The sequence below is a fragment of the Bradyrhizobium sp. Ec3.3 genome (assembly GCF_000472925.1).
In the GTDB taxonomy this organism is placed as follows: Bacteria; Pseudomonadota; Alphaproteobacteria; order Rhizobiales; family Xanthobacteraceae; genus Bradyrhizobium.
The window spans coordinates 346,778-367,303 of record NZ_AXAS01000001.1 but is presented as its reverse complement, the minus strand read 5'-3'; the positions used below and the strand labels follow the sequence as shown (position 1 = coordinate 367,303).

The window sequence follows — 20,526 nt, the reverse complement described above, 5'->3', positions numbered from 1 at the left end:
ATCATGCTCAAACAAAATGCTAAAGCGTGTGTCATCGCGCTTTAGTCAGTTTTAAGGACACACCCGTTTTAAGGACAAGAACTCATGGCTGATTTTCTCGGCATGATGAAGCAGGCGGCGCAGCTGCAATCCAAGATGCAGGCGATGCAGGACGAGCTCGGCAATGTCGAGGTCGAGGGCATCTCCGGCGGCGGCCTGGTTGCGGTGCGCATGACCGCGAAGATGGACGTCAAGGGCGTCAGGATCGATCCATCGCTCTTGAAGGCTGAGGAGCGCGAGGTGCTTGAGGATCTGCTCGTCACCGCACTCGGCGATGCGCGCCGCAAGGCGGAAGCCGCCATGCAGGAGAAGATGCAGGCGCTCACCGGCGGGCTCGGCCTGCCGCCGGGCCTGTTCGGCCAGTGACATGGGAGCCGTTGCCGGTCCCGAGATCGAACGCCTGATCCAGCTTCTGGCGCGGCTGCCCGGTTTGGGCCCGCGCTCGGCGCGGCGCGCCGCGCTGCACCTGATCAAGAAGCGCGAAGCGCTGATGATGCCGCTCTCCGCCGCCTTGCAGGTCGCGCTCGACAAGGTCCAGGTGTGCAAGACCTGCGGCAATATCGATACGCAAAGTCCCTGCACGGTCTGCACCGACCCGCGGCGCGACCCCGCCATCATCGTCGTGGTCGCCGATGTCGCCGATCTCTGGGCGCTGGAGCGGGCCAATGCGACGCAAGGGCGCTATCATGTGCTTGGCGCGACATTGTCGCCGCTCGACGGCGTCGGCCCGCAGGATCTCACCATCGACGCGCTGGTCGCCCGCGCGCATGATCCGCAGGTGCACGAGATCATATTGGCGCTGAACGCGACGGTGGACGGCCAGACCACGGCACATTACATCACCGACCTGCTTCAGGACGCCAACGTAAAAGTAACCCGGCTCGCCCATGGTGTGCCTGTCGGCGGCGAGCTTGATTATCTCGATGAAGGTACGCTATCGGCGGCAATGCGGCAGCGGACCCTGTTCTAGCTATTCCCTTAAGACGACGGAACGGACGACATGACGAAACGATTCGCCAAACGGCTGGCTTTGGTCGCGACGATGATGATGCTGGTGACGCCGGCCGTCTCGGCGCAGCAGGACGATGGTGCTCCGCCGCCGTCAAAGCCCGGCAAGCCGATCAACAACGGCGATGTGCTCTCGGGCGAGCTGAACACGATGCAGGTTCGCGATGCCAAGAAGGGCAAGAAGGTCGCGACCTACCAGATCACGTCCGAGCCGCGGCGGCTGCCCGCGCCCAGCGGGCTGTGCAATCTCGAGACCGGCCCCGAGACATTCCAGCTCGTCACTTCCAGCGACGCGCAGGCCGCGCAGTTGAAATCATTCGTCGGCAAGGAAATTTCCGTGAAGGTCGACGAGGTCGCCTGCGCCAGCGATCCCGGCCAGGTGAGCGAGGCCGTGATCACGAAATGGAGCCTGGTGAAGAAGCAGTAGGGGACGCGCCAATAACTCGGTGTCGTCGCCCGGCTTGACCGGGCGACCCAGTACGCCGCGGCGGTCGTAATAGATCTCGACGTCTCTGGAATACTGGATGCCCCGCCTTCGCGGGGCATGACGGATACCGTGATTGCTACACCCGCACCGGCCCAAGCGTCTCGAAATGTCCGCGCTTCTGCAAATATGCGAGCAGGATCAGGCTGGGCACCGCGACGACCACGCAAATCATGAAGAACAGTGGCCAGCCCGTCATCTTCGCCACGAAGCCGGCGCCTGACGAGAGATAGGTGCGCCCGACAGCGGCCAGTGCAGTGAGCAGCGCATATTGCGTCGCCGTGTGCAGCGGGTTCTGGCACAGCGCGGAGAGATAGGCGACGAAGATCACGGTGCCGATGGCGCTGGTGAAGTTCTCGCAGGTAATCGCAAAGGCGAGCGCCCATTGATTGGTGCCGACCAGCGCGAGCCACGAGAAGGACAGGTTCGCGATCGCCTGCACCACGCCGCCGATCCACAGGCTCGTTGCCAGCGAATAGCGCCGCGCGACGAAGCCGCCGGCAAAGCCGCCGATCAGGGTTGCGGCAAGACCGACGCCCTTCACGATCGCCGCGTAGTCGTTGCGGGAGAAGCCAAGGTCGATCACGAACGGCGCCGTCATGGTGCCGGAGAACGCATCGGTGAACTTGAACAGCACCACGAAAGCGAGCGCGGCGAGCGCATCCTTGCGCGACAGGAATTCCGAGAAGGCGCCGATCGCAGCGTGCATGACGCGGACGAATGCCGTCTCGGTCTGCGTTGCGGCTTCGGCCTTTGCGGATTGTGCAGGCTCGGTGGCGAGGAGCGCGGTGATCGTGCCGATCAGCACCATCGCCGCCATCACCACATAGCCCCACATCCACGCCGACGGCTTCGGAATGCCGGTGCTTTCGAAGCCGGATACGATGAACAGCGCGCCCGCGGTCGAGACCAGCATGCCGATGCGATAGGCCGCCACATAGGAGGCCATGCCGGCGGCCTGCTCGCTCTCGGGCAGGCTCTCGACGCGGAAGGCGTCGACCACGATGTCCTGCGTCGAGGAAGTCGTTGCGACCAAGAGCGCGCCGAGCGCGACGAAGAACGGCGAGCGCGCAGGATCGGTCAGCGCCAGCAGCAGGATCGAGATGATCAGCAGGAGCTGCGAGAACAGCAGCCAGCCGCGGCGTCGCCCGAAGGCGCGGGTGAACAGCGGCACATGCAGCGCATCCACCAGCGGCGCCCAGAGGAACTTCAGCGTATAGGGCGTACCGACCAGCGCGAACAGCCCGATGGTGCCGAGATCGACGCCGGATTCCCGCATCCACACCAGCAGCGTCGAGCCCGACAGCGCCAGCGGCAGGCCGGAGGAGAAGCCGAGAAACAGCACGATCAGCACCCGCGGCTGCAGGTACACGGCCAGGCTGTCGCGCCAGGAGGCGGCGGGAGCATCGGCGGTTGCCGGGGCAGTTCCGGAAGTCGCGTCGGGTGCGGTCATGGGGAGGTGTTAGCAGATTCTGGCGGCCACAAGTGAGGCGTCGTCGCCCGGCTTGACCGGGCGACCCAGTATTCCAGAGACCGGAATTATAAAGGACCAGCGATCCCCGGGTAGAGATCGTTCCAGTTCGGATTGTCTTTCTCGATGAGCGCGATCTTCCATGCGCGCTTCCATTTCTTCAAGCGCTTCTCGCGCTTGATCGCATTCTCGGGATCATCGAACTGCTCGAAATAGACCAGCTTCACGATGTCGTATTCCTTCGTAAAGCTATCGACCAATTTCAGCCTATGCTCGGCCACCCGGCGGACCAAATCATTGGTCACACCGATATAAAGCGCACCGCCGATCTTGCTGGCGAGGATGTAGACGTAGTAGCAGCGTGCGCCCATCTGCCGCCTCTGGGATGCTGGGTCGCCCGGTCAAGCCGGGCGACGACAGCCATATTGGGGTCGCAGGTTACTTTGACTCGGGAGGGAATCACTCCCCCGCCTGGAGCTTGCGCGGGAACAGCTCTGGTGTGGTCGCGACCAGGCGTGGGCCCTCCGGCGCGTCGGTCTTGCTGAAATCGAGCTCCTCGATCCGTCCCGCGCGCTTCTCGATCTTGTCGGCGGAGATCAGGACCTGGCGCACGTCCTCGTTCACATCGGCAAAATGCTTCTGCAGTTTCAGTACGCGGTCGCGCAGGCGGCCGAGATCGTCGCCGAGCTTGATCACTTCGGTGCGGATCTGGTCGGCGGCGTCGCGCATGCGCGCGTCCTTCATGATCTGCTGCATCACCTGGATCGCCAGCATCAGCAGCGAAGGCGAGACCAGCACGACGCGGGCGCGATAGGCCTTCTGGATCACGTCGTCGAAGCCGTCATGGATCTCGGCATAGACCGACTCCGACGGCACGAACATCAGCGCCATCTCCTGGGTCTCGCCGGTGACGAGATATTTTTCGGCGATGTCACTGACGTGTTTCATCACGTCGCCGCGCAGCCGCTGCGTGGCGATGCGCCGCTCCTCGTCGGTGCGCGCATCGTGCAGTGCCGTCATCGCCTCCAGCGGAAATTTGGCGTCGATGCAGAGCGGCCGCTGGTCTGGCAGGAACACCACGCAGTCCGGCCGCTTGCCGGTCGAGAGCGTGAACTGGAACTCGTAGGAGCCCTTCGGCAGCCCGTCCTGGACGATTGCCTCCATCCGCGCCTGGCCGAAGGCGCCGCGCGACTGCTTGTTGGCGAGTACGTCGCGCAGGGTGGTCACCTGCGTGGTCAGGTCGGTCAGGTTCTTGTGCGCGCTGTCGATGATGCCGAGCCGCTCGTGCAGCGCGCGCAGGCTCTCCATGGTGTTGCGCGTGGTGTGCTCCATGGACTGGCCGACGCGATGGGTCACCGAATCCAGCCGCTCGTTGACCGCGCGCGCCATCTCGGCCTGGCGGCCGGCGAGCGTCTGCGCCATTGCGTCGACCCGCCCCGAGGCCTCGCTCTGGGCGCGCAGCATCTGGCTGAGGCGCTCCTCCAGCTCGTCGGCCCGGATGGTCTGGGCCATGGCGAGTTCCGCCCCGCGCCGCGAGGACCGCGCGATGACGATGGCGATCACCAGGAGCAGGATGAGGGCCAGCACGCCAAAGCCGATCAGTGCGTCGGCTGTGCGCACCGGCCAGTCGCCAGCGGTAAAAATGATCTCGTTCATGTCAACCCTTCTAGCCGATTCGCGGCAGCGCGCGAACGAAGAGGGAACATTTATGGTTAACCAGCGGTGAATTTTTATGGTTAACGAAGCCCTAATTATTATGGTTAGCAGACCGTTAACGCCGTTCGCCGCCGGATTGACCGCACCGGGCGCGCGGCTTAAATCGCGCCATGGCCCTCAGAGAAATCATCATCCTGCCGGACAAGCAGTTGCGTCTGGTCTCCAAGCCGATTGAGAAGGTCACGGCGGAGATCCGCAAGCTTGCCGACGACATGTTCGAGACCATGTACGACGCGCCCGGCATCGGGCTTGCGGCGATCCAGGTCGCGCAACCCCTGCGTCTGATCACCATGGACCTCGCCAAGCGCGACGAGAGCGGCGAGACCGCGCGAGAGCCGCGCGTCTTCATCAATCCGGAGATCATCGCCTCGTCCGAGGAGCTGTCGGTCTACGAGGAGGGCTGTCTCTCGATCCCCGAATATTACGAGGAGGTCGAGCGGCCTGCGAAGGTGCGGGTGCGCTTCACCGATCTCGACGGCAAGCTGCACGAGGAGGATGCCGAAGGCCTCTACGCCACCTGCATCCAGCATGAGATCGACCATCTCAACGGCGTGCTGTTCGTCGACTACCTGTCGAAGCTCAAGCGCGACCGCGTGTTCAAGAAGTTCGAGAAAGCCGCCAAGCGCGCGGTGGAGTAGGGCTCTCCGTCATTCCGGGGCGATGCGAAGCATCGAACCCGGAATCTCGAGATTCCGGGTTCGGCTCTTCGAGCCGCCCCGGAATGACGGAACGGAGAGACGTGACGGTCGGTATAGCTCGCAGGTTCTTTTCTGATGCCTCTACGCCTCATCTTCATGGGCACGCCCGATTTCTCCGTGCCGACGCTGCTCGAGCTCGTGGCGCACGGCCACGAGATCGTGGCTGTCTACACCCGTGCGCCGAAGCCGGGCGGGCGGCGCGGGCTGCAGTTGCAGCCGACCCCGGTTGAAGACGCCGCGCGAAAGCTTGGCATTCCCGTGTTGACGCCGAAGACCCTGAAGACGCCCGAAGCGCTCGAAGAATTCCGCGCGTTCGATGCCGATGCCGCCGTCGTCGTTGCCTATGGCATGATCCTGCCGCAGGCGATCCTCGATGCACCAAAGCTCGGTTGCTACAATCTGCACGCCTCGCTGCTGCCGCGCTGGCGCGGTGCTGCGCCCATCAACCGCGCGATCATGGCCGGAGACGCCGAGAGCGGCGTCATGGTGATGAAGATGGACGTGGGGTTGGACACCGGCGACGTAGCCATGGCCGAGCGTCTTGCGATTTCTGACACCATGACCGCCGCCGATCTGCACGATCGCCTCGCCCGGCTCGGCGCTGACTTGATGGTGCGTGCGATGGCCGCGCTCGAACGCGGCGCCCTCCAGCTCAAGAAGCAGAGCGAGGACGGCGTCACCTACGCCGCCAAGATCGACAAGGCCGAGGCGCGGATAGACTGGAGCAAGCCGGCCCGCGCGGTGCTGCGTCACATTCACGGCCTGTCGCCGTTTCCCGGCGCATGGAGCGAGCTTGCCGGCGCGAGCGAAAACGCGCGCGTGAAAATCCTGCGCTGTGAGCTCGCAAAGGGGGCGGGCGCGCCGGGCGACGTGCTCGATGAGCAGCTCACGATCGCCTGTGGCGAGGGCGCCATCCGCATCATCGAGCTCCAGCGCGAAGGCAAGGCGCGAATGCAGACGGCGGACTTTCTGCGCGGCGTGCCGCTGAAGGCAGGAGCCAAATTCACCTAACACTGTCATACCCCGCGCTGGCGGGGTATCCAGTACGCCGAGGCCTCTCGGTTGAACGGAGACGCTGCGGCGTACTGATCGCCCGGTCCCGTCTCCGCCAAGGCTCCGAAGAGGCTCGCGAACTCGGCTCGCCGGAGCTTCAGCGAAGGCGGCAAGCCGGGCGATGACAGCGAAATTGGACAAGATGCCCCGCTACAAGCTCACCATCGAATATGACGGCGCGCCGTTCTGCGGCTGGCAGGTGCAGGCGACGCTACCCTCGGTGCAGGGCGCGCTCGAGACGGCCGTGAAGGCGATGTGCGGCACCGACGTGCGCGTGCATGGCGCGGGCCGCACCGACGCCGGCGTGCACGCGCTCGGCCAGGTCGCGCATGTCGATATCGAAAAGCCCTTTGCGCCGGATCGCCTTCGCGATGGCCTGAATGCGCATCTGCGTCCGCATCCGATCGCGGTGCTCGAAGCCGCGATCGTGCCGGAGACGTTCGAGGCACGCTTCTCGGCCATCAAGCGCCACTACCGCTATCGCATCATCAACACCCGCGCCAATCTCACGCTCGACGTCGGCCACGCCTGGCGCGTGCCGCGCCGGCTCGACACTGGTGCCATGCATGCGGCTGCGCAGCGCCTTATCGGCAAGCACGATTTCACGACCTTTCGCGATACCGAGTGCCAGGCCAAATCGCCGGAGAAGACGCTCGATCAGCTCGACGTCTTGCGCGACGGGCGCGAAGTGACAATTCTCACCTCGGCGCGCTCCTTCCTGCACAGCCAGGTCCGCTCGATGGTGGGTTCGCTGGTCTGGGTCGGCGAAGGCCGCTGGAGCGCCGATGATCTCTCCGCAGCACTCAAAGCCCGCAATCGCGCCGCCTGCGGCATCGTCGCCCCGCCGGAGGGGCTTTATCTGGTGAAGGTGGATTACTAAGCTACGAGCGACTGAGCAGAGCTCTCGCCACACTCTCCGGTGTCATGCCCCGCGGAGGCGGGGCATCCAGCACGCCGCGGCTTCTCCGTATTCGTCACTGTCTCTGGAATACTGGATCGTCCGCTTTCGCGGACGATGACGGCGGAGTGGGTGGCAACGGCGGAATGTGTGGCGGGCGCCAGGGTAGTCTCGGAGCCCTACGCAAAATACCGCGTCAAAATCCCCCGATACACCTTCGTCAGCTTCTCGAGGTCCGCAACCGGCACGCGTTCGTCGACCTGGTGCATGGTCTGGCCGACCAGGCCGAACTCGATCACCGGGCAATAGCTGGAGATGAAGCGCGCATCCGAGGTGCCGCCTGACGTCGACAGCTCGGGCTTGCGGCCCGTCACCTCCTCGATTGCGGCGACCGCGAGATCGGTGAAGGGGCCGGGCTTGGTGACGAACACGTTGGAATTCGAGGGCTCCCAGATGATATGCGCGCGGATGCGGTTGCCGCAGGCTTTGGCCAGCCGCGTCTCGACGAGCTCGCGCAAGCTCGCCTGCGTGTGATTGTCGTTGTAGCGAATGTTGAACTTTGCGCGCGCCTGGCCGGGGATCACGTTGTAGGCGGTGTTGCCGACGTCGACTGAGGTGAATTCGAGGTTGGAGGCCTGGAACTGCGCGCTGCCATGATCGAGTGGCTCGTCGGAGATCGCCACGATCAGGCGGGAGATATCGGGCACCGGATTGGACGCGCGGTGCGGATAGGCAACGTGGCCCTGCCGTCCCTCGACATGGAGCGTGCCGGATTGCGAGCCGCGGCGGCCGACCTTGATGGTGTCGCCGAGTGTCTCGACATTGGAGGGCTCGCCGAGCACGCAATGATCGAACTTTTCGCCGCGCTCCGCGGCCCACTTCAAGAGTTTGATAGTGCCGTTGATCGAGACGTCTTCCTCGTCACCGGTGATCAGGAACGAGATCGAGCCCTTACCGTCCGCGTGCGGCTTGCCGCCATTGGCTGCGAGATGCTCCAACACCGCCGCGACGGAGCAGGCAATGCCGCCCTTCATGTCGACCGCGCCGCGGCCGTGCAGGATGCCGTCCTTCACTTCGCCGGAGAATGCACCGACGCTCCAGGCGCTCTCGTCGCCGGGCGGCACCACGTCGGTGTGGCCGGCAAAGGTGATGTGCGGGCCTTCGCTGCCGATCCTCGCGTAGAGGTTATCGACGTCGGCAAAGCCTGCTTCGGAGAAGGTCACGCGGTGGCAGGTGAAGCCTGCTGCGGTGAGCGCCTTTTCAAGCACCCCCAGCGCACCGGCATCGGCCGGGGTTACCGAAGGGCAGCGGATGAGGTCGCGGGCAATGGAGAGGGCATCGGTCATGCGCCCCGCTTAACATGCATGCCGCCGGGCGGGCTAGCGCTGGGCGGGACAAATTCGATCTCGTTCTGCTGGTCCCAGTTTTTCGCAGGGGCCGATGCGGCGCCGTCCTCGATTTCGGCCAGCGGATCTGGACCGAACCGGTTGCTGCCCGAGGTGCCGGGCACAATGAACATTTCGATCAACCCCCACAGCCACAGGATCGAAGCAGTGAGGCTGAACGGAAGCACCCAGTTGGAGTGAGGCAGCAGGTCCGAGAACTGACTGTAGAGGCCGGGGACGAGGAAGAACGCAACGATCCACCAGCCGCTCCTGTCGCGGTCGTGCAACCGCTTGATGGCCGTTGCCAGGAAAATCCATGAAAACAGCGCCAGGCCAAACGCCTTCAGGATCAGATCCGTGCGGTCAAAGGATGCCAGCGAGCGGTAGGCCCGAGGATCGACCAGTTTGAAGAGGTCGTCGAGGCCGAAGTCGAAATCGAGTTTTGAGGATAAGGTCAACGATCCCTTGGCGGTGAGGAGGTGGATCACCTGACCGATCATTCCGAGCAAGGCCGCCAGAACCGCGACGATCAGCAGCGCCTGCCACAGCAGAGCGCGGTTGATGCGGCCGTCGGAGCGGAAGAGGTACCAGGTCCAGTCCATGCGAAGGCTCCGGGCGGCGAAGGCCGCCCGGTGATTGGTCGCTTGATTGGATTGCTGGGTTCGACCCTGCCAATCCGTCATCCTGAGGCGCTCGCGTAGCGAGCCTTGAAGGATGAGCGGCCGAGATGTCGCCGGGATGCAGCCGGGCCGTCGCCCTTCGAGGGCCGCTTCGCGGCCACCCCAGGGTGACGGAGAAGGAATGGCGCTCGCGGTGCGAAGTTAGTCCCGCAGCAGCTCGTTGATGCTGGTCTTGGACCGCGTGCGCTCGTCGACGCGCTTGACGATGACGGCGCAGGCGGTGCTCGGGCCCGGTTGGCCGTTCTTCATCGGCTTGCCGGGCAGGGCGCCGGGCACCACCACGGAATATTCCGGCACTTCGCCGATGAAAACCTCGCCGGTCTCGCGGTCGATGATCTTGGTCGAGGCGCCCAGGAACACGCCCATCGCCAGCACCGCGCCCTTGCGCACGATGACGCCCTCGGCGACCTCGCTGCGTGCGCCGATGAAGCAGTCGTCCTCGACGATCACGGGCTCGGCCTGCAGCGGCTCGAGCACGCCGCCGATGCCGACGCCGCCGGAGATGTGCACGCGCTTGCCGATCTGCGCGCAGGAGCCGACCGTCGACCAGGTGTCGATCATGGTGGATTCATCGACATAGGCGCCGAGATTGACGAAGGACGGCATCAGCACGACGTTGCGCGCGATGAAAGCCGAGCGGCGCACGATCGCGCCGGGCACGGCACGGAAGCCGGCGTCGCGAAACCGGTTCTCGCCCCAGCCGTCGAACTTCGAGGGCACCTTGTCCCACCACGAGGCCTTGCCGGGACCGCCGGGAATGGCCGCCATGTCGTTGAGGCGGAAGGAGAGCAGCACGGCCTTCTTCAGCCACTGATTGACCTTCCACTTGCCGCTCGCCTCACGCTCGGCGACACGGGCCTCGCCCTTGTCCAGGATCTCCAGCGCATGATCCACGGCCTCGCGCACCTCGCCCCTGGTCGAGGTCGAGATGCCGTCACGCGCGTCGAAGGCGCCGTTGATGGTGGATTCGAGGGCTTGGAGGGACATCGGGATTTCCTCAAGGAGGGAATGATTTGTGACGGATTGGGGGGCTTTTTCGGGATTTGAGGGGACGGAGTCAAGCTTGGTTCGCCGTCCTCACCCGCGAAAGCGGGTGATCCAGTACGCCGCGGCGGTTGTGATGAATCGAGACAGCAGTGATTAGTGGATACCCCGCTTTCGCGGGGAAGACGCCTTATTGGGGCTTCACCGCCGCAACGGCCTCAACGCGACAGCCTCGCCAAAAACCCGGCCAGGTCATCCGTGACATGGTCGACATGGGCGGCGTCGCGGCCTTCCAGTTCCCAGTCCTCGCGGACCACTTCTTTCGTGCCGTCGGGCACCACCAGCACCGTGGTCATGCCGAGCTCGTGCGGAACGGTGAGGTTGCGGGCGAGGTCCTCGAACATCGCGGCCCGGGTCGGATCGACCGCATGATCGGAGAGGAATTTCTGGTAGGTCTGCCGCGCCGGCTTCGGCTCGAACTCGGCGGCGATGATATCGAACACCGCATCGAAATGTGTGGCGAGGCCAAGCCGCGACAGCACCGCATCGACGTGGTCGACCGAACCGTTGGTCAGGATCAGCTTGCGCCCCGGAAGTTTCGCGATGGCCTCGCCGAGCGCCGGATTCGGTTGCAGCGGCGAGTGATCGATCTTGTGCACATAGGCGAGGTAGTCGTCGGCGCGCACGCCGTGCAGGGTCATCATGCCGCGCATGGTGGTGCCGAAGCGGCGGTAATAGTCCTTCTGGATATTGCGCGCTTCCTCAGCCGTCACGTTCAGCCAGCTGCAAACGAACTCCCCGATCCGCGCATCAACCTGCTGCCACAGGTTGACGTGATGCGGATAGAGTGTGTTGTCGAGATCGAACACCCAGGTGTCGATATGGGTGAAGGGGCGGGGTGGGGTCATCAAAGCTCTCTCAAACTCGTCGTCCCGGGGCGCGCGAAGCGCGAGCCCGGGACAGCGGTAATTGTGTCGCGAGTCGCACACCAGCACTCACGGCATCGCAAAGCGCAGCGTCTTGCCGCCGCTGCTCATGTCGACGGCGCCAAAGCCGGCCGCCGCAAATCCCCGCGCGCCGCAATCGACCTGCTCGTTGGTCTCGAACTTGGTCTCGCGCGTGCAAAGCTGCTTCTCGCCGCCCCAGTTCAGCGGCTTGTCCTTCAGCTTGATGGTGCGGTTGTCGGCGTCGACGGCTTCCGCAAAGCTGAAAATCTGTTTCGGCTGGCCGGCGACGTCAGGGTGCAGGCACTTGCCGGGATCGATGCGGTACCAGCCGCGGCTCGTCACCGCCTTGCCGTCGTCGGTCGCGACCGCTGCCATCACCTTGTGCGGCGTGTCGTTGCACCAGGTGAGCCCGCTTGGTGACGGTGTCTGCACCGCGTCGACCATGGTCTTGAAGAAGTTCGGCGACTGCGTCACGTCGGATGGCAGCCCGCGGCTCTTCAGGAAAGCGGCGAGCGCTGATTGCGTCTTCGGTCCGTCGACGCCGTCGATCGCGCCGGCGTCATAGCCGGCGATCGCCAGCAGCCGCTGAATGCCGGCGAGCCGGGCCTGCTCGTCGTCATACTCCGAGTCCTCGGCGAGATAGGCGACGAGGTTGCCGTCGTCGCCCTGCGTCGGCGTCACCTGGGTGAAGGCGGCTTGCGTCTGTCCGCTGCGGCATTGGCGCGCGGCAGCGATGACAAAATTCTCCTGCGCGATGCACAGCATGTCGCTGCCATTCTGCGGGATCGGGGAGGCGCCATAGACGCCGAGCGCGCGCGCATGGAGCAGGATACGGTCGGCGGTCAGCGTGCCCTGCACCACGACGCGGCAGGTGGCCGGATCGATCCGGAACCAGCCGCGCGTCGCGGTCGCCGCCTTGTCGTCGATGCCGATCGCGGCTTCCACGACATAGGACATGCGGTTGCAGATCTTGAGGTCGGCGAGAGCCGGGGCGGCCGACGCGAAGAACGAGACGACCGCCGCCGGCAACGTCATCAGGAGGCGGGTCAGGGCGGTGCGGCGCCTTGGCCCGGCCATGACGGCTGCTCTCGTCGTCCCGTCCCTCACTTGTGGATCAGCGTTCCCGTGCCCTGGTTGGTGAAGAGCTCGAGCAGCACCGCGTGCTGCATCTTGCCGTCGATGATGACGACGCCCTGCACGCCCTGTTCGAGCGCGTAGATGCAGGTCTCGACCTTCGGGATCATGCCGCCGGAAATGGTGCCGTCGGCGATTAGTTTTCGCGCGTCCTTCACCGAGAGTTGCGGGATCAGCTTCTTCGACTTGTCGAGCACGCCCGGCACGTCAGTGAGCAGCAGCAGGCGCTTGGCCTTCAGCGCGCCAGCGACCGCACCGGCAAAGGTGTCGGCGTTGACGTTGAAGGTCTGGCCTTCCTTCGAGGTCGCCAGCGGCGCGAGCACCGGGATCAGCTCGTAGCCGATGAGCTGGTTGAGCAAAGTGAGATCGACTTTCTTCGGCTCGCCGACGAAGCCGAGATCGACCACCTTCTCGATGTTGGAGCCGGGATCGATCATGGTGCGCGTCGCCTTGGTGGCGGTCACCATGTTGCCGTCCTTGCCGCAGAGGCCGACGGCCTTGCCGCCGGCTTCATTGATGTAGCCGACGAGCTGCTTGTTGATGGAGCCGGCGAGCACCATCTCGACGATCTCGATGGTCGCCTTGTCGGTGATGCGCAGGCCCGCGGCAAACTCCGAGACGATGCCGAGGCGCTTGAGCATGGTCGCGATCTGCGGCCCGCCGCCATGCACGACCACCGGGTTGATCGCGGTCTGCTCGAGCAGGACGATGTCGCGGGCAAAATTCTTCGCGGTCTCCTCGTCGCCCATGGCATGGCCGCCATATTTGATGACGATGGTTTCCTCGTCGTACTGCTGCATGTGCGGCAGCGCTTCGGACAGGATGCGGGCCTGGTCGAGCGGAGAGATGTCGGTCATGGGGCGGATCTCGCTGGCGGGACTGTCGGGCCGCGTTCTATCCGATTGGCGGGCGAGGCGCAAAGCGTCATCCGCACCACTCTCGTGTCCCGGACGCGGTGCGGCACCAAAAGCGCGTCCACGCGCGTCTTCGACGCGCTATGGTGACGCGCCGCTGGACCGGGACCCAGCGTCGGCATGGGCCCGGCTCAGCAGCGCACCGCTGAAGCGCTGCGCTGCGTCCGGGGCACGAGAGTTATCAACGCGGCACTACCGCTGCCACGCCCACCGCCAGCCAGCTCAAAATCATCAGCGTGCCGCCCGTCGGCGCGGCGTAGGGAAACAGCGAATGGCCGGCGTATTGGCGCAGCGTCAGGTCGCCGGCGAACAATGCGGCCGCAATCGCGAAGCCGAAGGCGGCGGTGAGGCCAATTCCGCCGTGCAGAAGGCCGCGCGCGAGCAGCGCCGTCGTCGCCAATATGGCAGTTGCGTGAAACAGCAGCATCGAGCTTGCCGTGGCGAGCCGGCTTGCCTCCGCGCCGTGGGCGCCAGCCGCTGCCAGCGCCATGCCGGCGGCGCCCATCAAACCGGCAAGCCCGATCAACAGGCGGAACGCTTGCGGCATCACGCCCGCTCTTCCAGCAGCCGTGCCATCGCGGCGCGCAAGCTCTCCATGCCGGTCGAGCTGCGCGAGGAGGTCGCGAGCACGTTCGGAAACGCCGCCGGGTGCTTTGCCAGCGCCGCTTCCGTTTCGGTGATACGGCTGGCAAGCTCCGAAGCCTTCACCTGATCGGCCTTGGTCAGCACGATCTGGTAGCTGACGGCCGAACGGTCGAGCGTCTTCAGGATTTCGAGATCGACATCCTTGAGGCCGTGCCGCGCGTCGATCAGCACATAGACGCGCGCCAGTGATGCGCGGCCGAGCAGGAATTTGTGGATCAGGTCGGTCCAGGATGCGACCTGCGTCTTCGGCGCCTTGGCATAGCCGTAGCCGGGCATGTCGACGAGCCGCAGGTCGGACTTTCCTGGGACTTCGAAGAAGATCAGCTCCTGCGTCCGCCCCGGCGTATGCGAGGTGCGCGCGAGATTGTTGCGGCCGGTCAGCGCGTTGATCAGGCTCGACTTGCCGACATTGGAGCGCCCGGCAAAGGCGATCTCCAGCCCCGCCATCGGTGGCAGCGTTTGAATCGAGGGCGACGCCCAGATGAACTGCCAGTCGCGCGCGAACAGCTTTCGCCCCGCTTCGATCAGCCTGTCGTCGGTTTCTGCGTTCATGCGAATGCCCGCTCGCTCCCCGCGTCATTGCGAGCGAAGCGAAGCAATCCAGACTTTCTCCGCGGAAACAGTCTGGATTGCTTCGTCGCTTCGCTCCTCGCAATGACGGCGTTAGGTCGCCTCAGTCACTTTTTTTTTGAACGAGCTGCGGATGTTGTCGAACAGCTCCACCTTCACGCCGTTGCGGCGCATGATGAAGCTTTGCTGGATCACCGAGAGCGTGTTGTTCCAGGCCCAGTAGATCACGAGGCCCGCGGGGAAGCCCGCCAGCATGAAGGTGAAGATCAGCGGCATCCAGTCGAAGATGATCTTCTGCGTCGGATCCGGCGGCGTCGGGTTCAGCTTCATCTGGAACCACATCGTGATGCCCATGATGATCGGCCAGATGCCGAGCGCGAGATAGTGGCCGAACACCGGGATCGTGGTCGGATCGAACGGGATCAGCCCGAACAGCGTGAACAAATTGGTCGGATCCGGCGCCGAGAGGTCCTTGATCCAGCCGTAGAAATGCGCGTGCCGCATCTCGATGGTGACGAACAGCACCTTGTAGAGCGAGAAGAACACGGGGATCTGGATCACCACGGGAAGACAGCCGGCGACCGGATTGATCTTCTCCTTGCGGTAGATCTCCATCATCTCCTGCTGCTGCTTCACCTTGTCGTCGGGATAGCGCTCGCGGAGCGCCTGAAGCTGCGGCTGGATCGACTTCATCTTCGCCATCGAGGCGTAGGACTTGTTCGCCAGCGGGAAGAACAGCAGCTTCACGATGACGGTCACGAGCAGGATCGAGATGCCGAAATTGCCGAAGAAGCGGTAGAAGAAGTCGAGGCCTAAGAACATCGGCTTGGTGATGAAGTAGAACCAGCCCCAGTCGATCAACAGATCGAAATGGTTCAGGCCGAGATCCTTGTTGTAGCCGCCGAGGCCTGCGAACGGGAACACGCCGACGACGCCGGCTTCCTTGGCGCCGGCGAACAGCCGCGCATTCGCCGTCGCGGTGCCGCCGATCGCGACGGTCACGGGATCGAGCAGATAGTCGGTCTGGTAGCTCCGGATATTGTTGGCGAGATCCGACGAAAAGCGCGCCTGGAGCTGCGCATTGGTGTCGGGCAACAGCGCCGAAGCCCAGTACTTGTCGGTGATGCCCAGCCAGCCGTCGGTGGCCTTGAAGTTCACCTGCTTGGCTTCGTCGATCTTCTTGTAGGCGTATTCCTGCAAGCCATGCTCGCCGAGATAGCCGATCAGGCCTTCATGCAGGATGTAGTAGCCGGAGACCTGCGGCGTGCCGTGGCGCGAGATCAGCGCGTAAGGATAGAGAGTGACCGGCGCATTGCCGACATTGCTCACCTCGTCCTTGATGGTGAAGAGATAGTGGTCGTCGACCGCGATGGTCCGGCGGAAGGTCAGGCCCTCGCCATTGTCATATTTCAGCACGACCGGCGTCGACGGCGTCAGGTTGCCCGAGCCGTCCTGCTGCCAGACCGTCGAGGCGTCCGGCAGCTTGGCCGAGACGCCCTGTCCCCGCACCCAGCCGAACTCGGCGTAATAAGGCTGCGCGGTGCCGGACGGCGAATAGAGGATGATCGGCGGCGAGCTCGGGTCGACCGTCTCGCGGTACTGCACCAGCGCGAGGTCGTCGATGCGGCCGCCCTTCAGCGCGATGCTGCCGGCAAGGCGCGGGGTGTCGATCTTCACGCGCGGGCTGGCTGCAATCGCGGTGTCGCGGGCAACGACCGGCTGGTTGCCGGAGGTAGGCGCGGCCGGTGCCGGCGTGGCGCCGGCCTGCGGCGCGGTCGTCGCGGTTCCGGATTGGGGCGAGGCGGTCGGGCTCGGCTGCGGCGCGTTCTTCTGAAGCTCGGCCTGCGCCTGCTGCTGCGCCCGCTGCTTCTCCATCTGCGGCACGTTGTAGAAATACTGCCACGCGATCAGCACCAGGCCGGACAGAATGACGGCGAGGATGGTGTTGCGATTGTCGGTCATCTCTGGATTCTCGTCATCAGTCCGGTTTGCGGTCCGCAGGTAAGGGCTTCTGCCCGCGTCCCTTCGTCGCCGGCCGCTGCGATTGGGCGAACGCTGCACGGAGGTCGTCGAGCATGACCGCGAATTCGCGCGTCAGCGCGTCCCTGCGGCCGACTAGCACATAATCATGGTGGGGGTGCATCGACAGCGGGTCGCAGCACTTCACCAGTTCGCGAAGCCTGCGCCGGATGCGATTGCGCTCGGTAGCGGTGCCGTTTTTCTTGGTAACGGTAAAGCCGACCCGGATCGGGCCGGCGTCATCGCGGCGACGGCTTTGCAGGACGAACGCGGGCCTGTTCACCCGCGCGCCATTGGCAACGGCGAGGAAATCCGCCCGCTGCCTCAGCCGATCCATGATGAAATCCCAAAAAGGGCCAGTCCGGCTCAGGCGCTCAGACGCTTGCGGCCGCGGGCGCGGCGGGCGGCGAGGACCTTGCGGCCGCCGGCGGTGGCGAGGCGAGCACGGAAGCCGTGACGGCGCTTGCGCACCAGTTTGCTGGGTTGATAAGTCCGCTTCACGGGTTGTTCTCCGCTGACCGGGCAATTTGCCTTTGGAATTGATGGATACGTCCGAAAGATGCGGCCCAAAACGGGCCCTTTCCGGCCCCAAAAGAGCCGCTCCCGGTGTCACACCGGGTCATCGCGGACAATTCGGCGCGGCTTATAAGGGAGCGTCCCGTTTTCGTCAACGCCGCGGGGCGGGTCCAATTGGCGAATATCGCTGTTTCCGCGGGGTTTTTCCCAGTGGAGGTAGCGACTCGCCGTTTCCGCGCCTACATCCTACCTTGGCAGATTAGCGATCCGTAATTTGACCGGCAGGTGCTACGGGTCGCATCCTCCACAAGTCGAGGCCAACGAAGGCGAAATTCGTGTCAGCGACAGACCTTCAGCGCGCCCAAAGGGGCCTGGAGCCGCAGGACCTGGAGCCCCAAGACCCGGGGTCGCCGGCGGCGGTGCGGCCGCGCGCCCCGCGCCGGCTCGGCCTGTCCGGCAAGCTGCTGCTGCTGACCGTCCCCCTGGTGATGATCGCAGCGAGCATGCTCTACGTGCCCGCGATCGCCAACTTCTGGGTCAACCGGCTGAACGACCGCGTCGCCGCGGCGAACACCGCGGCCCTGGTGCTCGACGCCGCGCCGCTCGGCATGGTCCCGGACTCGCTGTCGCGGCAGATCCTCAAGAGCATCAACGCGCGCGCCGTCGCCATCAAGATGGGCCAACAGCGCCGCCTGCTCGCCAGCGCCGATCTGCCGGCCGCGATCGAGCACGACATCGACCTGCGCGAGATGACGGCGTGGCAAGCGATCACTGGCTCGTTCCAGATGATGCTGGAGACCGGCAACCAGGCCATCCGCATCGTCGGCCCGGCGAGCGGCAATGCGCAGTTCATCGAGGTCGTCACCGACGAATTGCCGCTGCGGCAGGCGATGTACCGCTTCTCCCGCAACGTCGTGGTGGTCGCGCTGTTCATCGCGGTGCTGACCGCGGGCCTCGTTTATCTCGCGCTCCATTATCTGTTCGTGCGGCCGATGCGGCGGCTGACCGCGAGCCTGGTCGGCTTCCATGAAAACCCCGAGAGTTCGGCGGGAATCATCGTGCCGAGCCAGCGCGGTGACGAGATCGGGGTGGCCGAGCGCGAGCTGTCGGACATGCAGCGCGACCTGATGTCGATGCTGCATCAGAAGAGCCGGCTCGCAGCCCTTGGTCTTGCCGTCTCCAAGATCAACCACGATTTGCGCAACCTGCTGGCCTCGGCGCAGCTGCTGTCCGACCAACTCGCCAGCGTGCCCGATCCGCGGGTGCAGCGCTTTGCGCCAAAGCTCGTGCGCTCGCTCGAGCGCGCCATCGCGTTCTGCCAGTCGACCCTGTCCTACGGCCGCGCCCAGGAGGCCGCGCCCGATCGCCGCCTGATCCTGATCGAGCCGGTGGTCGTAGAGGTGCGCGAGACCGCGGGCCTCGCCTCCGATGCCTCGATCACCTGGGTTGCCGCGATCGAGCGCGGGCTGTCGATCGATGCCGACCCCGACCAGCTGTTCCGCGTGCTGCTCAACCTCGTCCGCAACGCGGCGCAGGCGTTGGAAACCCACGCCGCGAGCGCGACCGGCCCGCAGCAGATCCGGATCACGGGCAAGCGCGAGGGCGCGGTCGCGATCCTGGAGGTTTCCGATACCGGCCCCGGCGTGCCGCAAAAGACCCGGGAGCACCTGTTCGAGGCGTTCCAGACCTCGGGCCGCCCAGGCGGCAGCGGGCTCGGGCTGGCGATCGCCGCCGAGCTCATCCGTGCTCATGGCGGCGACATCCACCTCGTCGAGGGCACCATCGGCGCCACCTTCCGGATCGTGATCCCCGACCGCCCCGTGGAACTCCTCTCCATCCGCAACGAGCGGGCGAGGGCGTAGGGTCGGCCAGAGGCCGACCGCGCCTGCGATTCCGGACGCTGTTCCCACAATTCGTCATTCCGGGATGGCCCCGCCGGGTCCGGCCTTCGGCCGGCCCGATGGCAGGCTCCGGGCCAGGCCCGGAATCCATAACCCCGACCGGTGGTTATGGATTCCGGGCTCGCCTCTTCGAGGCGCACCGGAATGACGGCTGAAAAGGCGGAAATGCCCCAAATACGGCCTATCCAGACCTTGCCAACCGGGACAAGAGCGGTTAGTCAGAGCGCTCTTTCGCACCCCCTCCGGCTCTGTCCGGAGGCTGCGTGTGGGCCTGGCCCGCATAGCTGTTTGCGAAACACGCGCCCGTAGCTCAGCTGGATAGAGCATCAGACTACGAATCTGAGGGTCGGACGTTCGAATCGTTCCGGGCGCGCCATTTTACGCCAGAGCACGCTATGGCCCGCATGATGGGCCGTTCCTGCGCTGCCCCCTAACCCCCCATGGCATGGACAACGCATCTCGGGCCTTACAGCGGCCTGGGGCACTGCGTACGACGCAGTTCGTCGGTGCTCGACGCGGCTGTCTGCCTGCAGATAATCGCTTCAGTGTGGCGGGCGTCTCGAAAGCGATCCTGTTGCTTCGAGCTCTTCGATCAAGACGAGGATCTTGGAAAGGGTCCGGCGGTGGTGAGAAAATGAGGCAAAAACCTCGACGCTCGGAAGTGATGCTGCCGGCATGACTTCCACTAGCCGCCCGGCTGCGATGTCGTCGGTCACCAAATACGACGGCAGAATCGATATTCCTGCGCCAGAGACCACAAGCTCTCTCGCGGCCGCCATGTCGCTGACTACGATTCGTGGCACGATGTTGATCTCAACAGCTCCGTCACCCATATTGAAGCGCCATTTATTGCGCGGCGCGTAGGTGCGCTGCACGACGCAGTCGTGGCGAACAAGATCACGTGGATGTACGATTGAATCCTTTCTCATCAAGTAATCGGGAGATGCGCACGCGTGGAGCGTGAAACGATCTATCTGCCGGGACACCAAGCCCGACTGGGTCGGCTCCGCAATGCGGATTGCAACATCATACCCATCCTCGAGCAAATCGACGTATCGATCCGACAGATCGACTTCCAGCCGGAGACGAGGATAGCGCGCAGATAACCAATCTTGGAACGATACGCGTGCGCCCGTATGCAGTCGGCATGGTGACGCGGAGCAGACCTCCCGGCTCGATCTCGTCTGCCTGTGCGCGACCCTCCGCATCAGCCAATCTTGCCAGAACATCCCGCAGATCATTTGCGAACGCGGATCCTGCTTCGGTAAGTGAGACGCGGCGGGTGGTGCGCTGGATGAGTCGCCTTCCGATGCGTGCTTCCAGAGCGGTGACGCGCCGGCTGACCGTCGATTGCGTGACGCCAAGCTCGCGCGCAGCCGCGCCAAAGCCGCCTGTGTCCACGATCGCCAAGAACGCTTCAGCCTCCGAGAAGCTTGCCTTATTCATGCGGCTCACGGATTTGTC

The 20,526-nt window shown here is 64.6% G+C and carries 23 protein-coding genes and 1 tRNA gene; 8 read left to right on the top strand and 16 right to left on the bottom strand.

All coding sequences use genetic code 11. The features are described 5' to 3' along the window. The first annotated feature begins 84 nt into the window (after nt 1–84). From YUU_RS0101850 to YUU_RS0101840, 3 genes are read left to right on the top strand one after another with little or no spacing between them, the layout of a single operon-like run. Complete coding sequence (locus YUU_RS0101850) at nt 85–405, top strand: YbaB/EbfC family nucleoid-associated protein (RefSeq protein ID WP_027520815.1); 321 nt, start codon at nt 85–87, stop codon at nt 403–405. Between the two features lies 1 nt (nt 406). Next, entirely contained in the window at nt 407–1,009 is a 603-nt protein-coding gene (gene recR, locus YUU_RS0101845) for a recombination mediator RecR (RefSeq protein WP_027520814.1), read from the top strand. A gap of 30 nt (nt 1,010–1,039) precedes the next feature. Beyond that, nucleotides 1,040–1,474: a hypothetical protein gene (locus YUU_RS0101840; protein WP_027520813.1), complete on the top strand. Its 435-nt coding sequence runs from the start codon at nt 1,040–1,042 to the stop codon at nt 1,472–1,474. 136 nt (nt 1,475–1,610) lie between these two features. Here YUU_RS0101840 and YUU_RS0101835 read toward each other — a convergent pair whose 3' ends face one another. From YUU_RS0101835 to YUU_RS0101825, 3 genes are all read right to left on the bottom strand, one after another. Further along, a complete protein-coding gene (locus tag YUU_RS0101835) occupies nt 1,611–2,984 on the bottom strand; it encodes an MFS transporter (protein WP_027520812.1) in 1,374 nt (457 codons plus the stop codon). Between the two features lie 86 nt (nt 2,985–3,070). Continuing rightward, nucleotides 3,071–3,373 carry a GIY-YIG nuclease family protein gene (locus YUU_RS0101830; protein WP_027520811.1) on the bottom strand — a complete coding sequence of 101 codons (303 nt, stop codon included), beginning with the start codon at nt 3,371–3,373 and terminating at the stop codon, nt 3,071–3,073. 88 nt (nt 3,374–3,461) lie between these two features. Further along, a complete protein-coding gene (locus tag YUU_RS0101825; protein WP_027520810.1) occupies nt 3,462–4,658 on the bottom strand; it encodes a DNA recombination protein RmuC in 1,197 nt (398 codons plus the stop codon). Nucleotides 4,659–4,828: 170 nt separating this feature from the next. Between YUU_RS0101825 and def the strand changes: the two genes are divergently transcribed. The 3 genes from def (at nt 4,829) to truA (ending at nt 7,349) form a co-directional block, all read left to right on the top strand. Then, nucleotides 4,829–5,356, top strand: coding sequence for a peptide deformylase (gene def, locus YUU_RS0101820; RefSeq protein ID WP_027520809.1), 528 nt, complete (start codon nt 4,829–4,831; stop codon nt 5,354–5,356). Between the two features lie 135 nt (nt 5,357–5,491). Continuing rightward, nucleotides 5,492–6,427 (top strand): methionyl-tRNA formyltransferase, encoded by a 936-nt coding sequence (gene fmt / locus YUU_RS0101815; RefSeq protein ID WP_027520808.1) that lies wholly within the window; start codon nt 5,492–5,494, stop codon nt 6,425–6,427. A 184-nt stretch (nt 6,428–6,611) separates the two neighbouring features. Then, on the top strand, nt 6,612–7,349 hold the full coding sequence (gene truA, locus YUU_RS0101810; RefSeq protein WP_027520807.1) for a tRNA pseudouridine(38-40) synthase TruA: 738 nt from the start codon (nt 6,612–6,614) through the stop codon (nt 7,347–7,349). A gap of 197 nt (nt 7,350–7,546) precedes the next feature. Here the strand turns inward: truA and dapE are convergent, their stop codons facing one another. The 11 genes from dapE to rpmH all read right to left on the bottom strand — a co-directional run bounded on the left by dapE (nt 7,547) and on the right by rpmH (nt 17,146). Then, the gene (gene dapE / locus YUU_RS0101805) at nt 7,547–8,713 is read right to left on the bottom strand and encodes a succinyl-diaminopimelate desuccinylase (RefSeq protein ID WP_027520806.1); all 1,167 of its coding nucleotides are present in this window, start codon (nt 8,711–8,713) and stop codon (nt 7,547–7,549) included. Then, entirely contained in the window at nt 8,710–9,354 is a 645-nt protein-coding gene (locus YUU_RS0101800) for a DUF805 domain-containing protein (protein ID WP_027520805.1), read from the bottom strand. The genes dapE and YUU_RS0101800 overlap by 4 nt, the downstream gene beginning before the upstream one ends. A 219-nt stretch (nt 9,355–9,573) precedes the next feature. Then, on the bottom strand, nt 9,574–10,419 hold the full coding sequence (dapD, locus tag YUU_RS0101795; protein ID WP_027520804.1) for a 2,3,4,5-tetrahydropyridine-2,6-dicarboxylate N-succinyltransferase: 846 nt from the start codon (nt 10,417–10,419) through the stop codon (nt 9,574–9,576). Nucleotides 10,420–10,634: 215 nt separating this feature from the next. Next, nucleotides 10,635–11,324 carry a pyrimidine 5'-nucleotidase gene (locus tag YUU_RS0101790; protein ID WP_027520803.1) on the bottom strand — a complete coding sequence of 230 codons (690 nt, stop codon included), beginning with the start codon at nt 11,322–11,324 and terminating at the stop codon, nt 10,635–10,637. An 87-nt stretch (nt 11,325–11,411) separates the two neighbouring features. After that, nucleotides 11,412–12,398 (bottom strand): DUF1036 domain-containing protein, encoded by a 987-nt coding sequence (locus YUU_RS0101785; protein WP_027520802.1) that lies wholly within the window; start codon nt 12,396–12,398, stop codon nt 11,412–11,414. A 68-nt stretch (nt 12,399–12,466) separates the two neighbouring features. Then, the gene (gene argB / locus YUU_RS0101780; RefSeq protein WP_027520801.1) at nt 12,467–13,354 is read right to left on the bottom strand and encodes an acetylglutamate kinase; all 888 of its coding nucleotides are present in this window, start codon (nt 13,352–13,354) and stop codon (nt 12,467–12,469) included. 238 nt (nt 13,355–13,592) lie between these two features. Beyond that, nucleotides 13,593–13,958: a DUF423 domain-containing protein gene (locus YUU_RS0101775; RefSeq protein ID WP_027520800.1), complete on the bottom strand. Its 366-nt coding sequence runs from the start codon at nt 13,956–13,958 to the stop codon at nt 13,593–13,595. Beyond that, nucleotides 13,958–14,608 (bottom strand): ribosome biogenesis GTP-binding protein YihA/YsxC, encoded by a 651-nt coding sequence (yihA, locus tag YUU_RS0101770; RefSeq protein ID WP_027520799.1) that lies wholly within the window; start codon nt 14,606–14,608, stop codon nt 13,958–13,960. Before yihA ends, YUU_RS0101775 begins: the two co-directional genes overlap by 1 nt. A gap of 111 nt (nt 14,609–14,719) precedes the next feature. Further along, the gene (yidC, locus tag YUU_RS0101765; RefSeq protein WP_027520798.1) at nt 14,720–16,588 is read right to left on the bottom strand and encodes a membrane protein insertase YidC; all 1,869 of its coding nucleotides are present in this window, start codon (nt 16,586–16,588) and stop codon (nt 14,720–14,722) included. 16 nt (nt 16,589–16,604) lie between these two features. Next, nucleotides 16,605–16,982 (bottom strand): ribonuclease P protein component, encoded by a 378-nt coding sequence (gene rnpA / locus YUU_RS0101760; RefSeq protein ID WP_027520797.1) that lies wholly within the window; start codon nt 16,980–16,982, stop codon nt 16,605–16,607. Between the two features lie 29 nt (nt 16,983–17,011). Beyond that, nucleotides 17,012–17,146 (bottom strand): 50S ribosomal protein L34, encoded by a 135-nt coding sequence (rpmH, locus tag YUU_RS0101755; RefSeq protein ID WP_008542748.1) that lies wholly within the window; start codon nt 17,144–17,146, stop codon nt 17,012–17,014. A gap of 350 nt (nt 17,147–17,496) precedes the next feature. Here rpmH and YUU_RS0101750 point away from each other — a divergent pair, with 350 nt between their 5' ends. Beyond that, nucleotides 17,497–19,023: an ATP-binding protein gene (locus tag YUU_RS0101750; RefSeq protein WP_027520796.1), complete on the top strand. Its 1,527-nt coding sequence runs from the start codon at nt 17,497–17,499 to the stop codon at nt 19,021–19,023. A gap of 338 nt (nt 19,024–19,361) precedes the next feature. Next, nucleotides 19,362–19,438, top strand: a tRNA-Arg gene (locus YUU_RS0101745). Nucleotides 19,439–19,604: 166 nt separating this feature from the next. On the opposite strand, the gene YUU_RS60975 is transcribed toward YUU_RS0101745, so the two are convergent. Together YUU_RS60975 and YUU_RS62625 are read right to left on the bottom strand one after the other, a co-directional pair. Next, nucleotides 19,605–20,204 (bottom strand): substrate binding domain-containing protein, encoded by a 600-nt coding sequence (locus YUU_RS60975; RefSeq protein ID WP_371260468.1) that lies wholly within the window; start codon nt 20,202–20,204, stop codon nt 19,605–19,607. After that, nucleotides 20,089–20,508: a LysR family transcriptional regulator gene (locus YUU_RS62625; RefSeq protein ID WP_198031680.1), complete on the bottom strand. Its 420-nt coding sequence runs from the start codon at nt 20,506–20,508 to the stop codon at nt 20,089–20,091. Before YUU_RS62625 ends, YUU_RS60975 begins: the two co-directional genes overlap by 116 nt. Nucleotides 20,509–20,526 lie beyond the last annotated feature (18 nt).

What these genes read in the sequence shown, in the direction of transcription:
- YUU_RS0101850 (WP_027520815.1), top strand. Translation starts at nt 85, where the DNA reads ATGGCTGATTTTCTCGGCATGATGAAGCAGGCGGCGCAGCTGCAATCC.
- recR (WP_027520814.1), top strand. Translation starts at nt 407, where the DNA reads ATGGGAGCCGTTGCCGGTCCCGAGATCGAACGCCTGATCCAGCTTCTG.
- YUU_RS0101840 (WP_027520813.1), top strand. Translation starts at nt 1,040, where the DNA reads ATGACGAAACGATTCGCCAAACGGCTGGCTTTGGTCGCGACGATGATG.
- YUU_RS0101835 (WP_027520812.1), bottom strand. Translation starts at nt 2,984, where the DNA reads ATGACCGCACCCGACGCGACTTCCGGAACTGCCCCGGCAACCGCCGAT.
- YUU_RS0101830 (WP_027520811.1), bottom strand. Translation starts at nt 3,373, where the DNA reads ATGGGCGCACGCTGCTACTACGTCTACATCCTCGCCAGCAAGATCGGC.
- YUU_RS0101825 (WP_027520810.1), bottom strand. Translation starts at nt 4,658, where the DNA reads ATGAACGAGATCATTTTTACCGCTGGCGACTGGCCGGTGCGCACAGCC.
- def (WP_027520809.1), top strand. Translation starts at nt 4,829, where the DNA reads ATGGCCCTCAGAGAAATCATCATCCTGCCGGACAAGCAGTTGCGTCTG.
- fmt (WP_027520808.1), top strand. Translation starts at nt 5,492, where the DNA reads ATGCCTCTACGCCTCATCTTCATGGGCACGCCCGATTTCTCCGTGCCG.
- truA (WP_027520807.1), top strand. Translation starts at nt 6,612, where the DNA reads ATGCCCCGCTACAAGCTCACCATCGAATATGACGGCGCGCCGTTCTGC.
- dapE (WP_027520806.1), bottom strand. Translation starts at nt 8,713, where the DNA reads ATGACCGATGCCCTCTCCATTGCCCGCGACCTCATCCGCTGCCCTTCG.
- YUU_RS0101800 (WP_027520805.1), bottom strand. Translation starts at nt 9,354, where the DNA reads ATGGACTGGACCTGGTACCTCTTCCGCTCCGACGGCCGCATCAACCGC.
- dapD (WP_027520804.1), bottom strand. Translation starts at nt 10,419, where the DNA reads ATGTCCCTCCAAGCCCTCGAATCCACCATCAACGGCGCCTTCGACGCG.
- YUU_RS0101790 (WP_027520803.1), bottom strand. Translation starts at nt 11,324, where the DNA reads ATGACCCCACCCCGCCCCTTCACCCATATCGACACCTGGGTGTTCGAT.
- YUU_RS0101785 (WP_027520802.1), bottom strand. Translation starts at nt 12,398, where the DNA reads ATGACGTTGCCGGCGGCGGTCGTCTCGTTCTTCGCGTCGGCCGCCCCG.
- argB (WP_027520801.1), bottom strand. Translation starts at nt 13,354, where the DNA reads ATGACCGACATCTCTCCGCTCGACCAGGCCCGCATCCTGTCCGAAGCG.
- YUU_RS0101775 (WP_027520800.1), bottom strand. Translation starts at nt 13,958, where the DNA reads ATGCCGCAAGCGTTCCGCCTGTTGATCGGGCTTGCCGGTTTGATGGGC.
- yihA (WP_027520799.1), bottom strand. Translation starts at nt 14,608, where the DNA reads ATGAACGCAGAAACCGACGACAGGCTGATCGAAGCGGGGCGAAAGCTG.
- yidC (WP_027520798.1), bottom strand. Translation starts at nt 16,588, where the DNA reads ATGACCGACAATCGCAACACCATCCTCGCCGTCATTCTGTCCGGCCTG.
- rnpA (WP_027520797.1), bottom strand. Translation starts at nt 16,982, where the DNA reads ATGGATCGGCTGAGGCAGCGGGCGGATTTCCTCGCCGTTGCCAATGGC.
- YUU_RS62625 (WP_198031680.1), bottom strand. Translation starts at nt 20,508, where the DNA reads ATGAATAAGGCAAGCTTCTCGGAGGCTGAAGCGTTCTTGGCGATCGTG.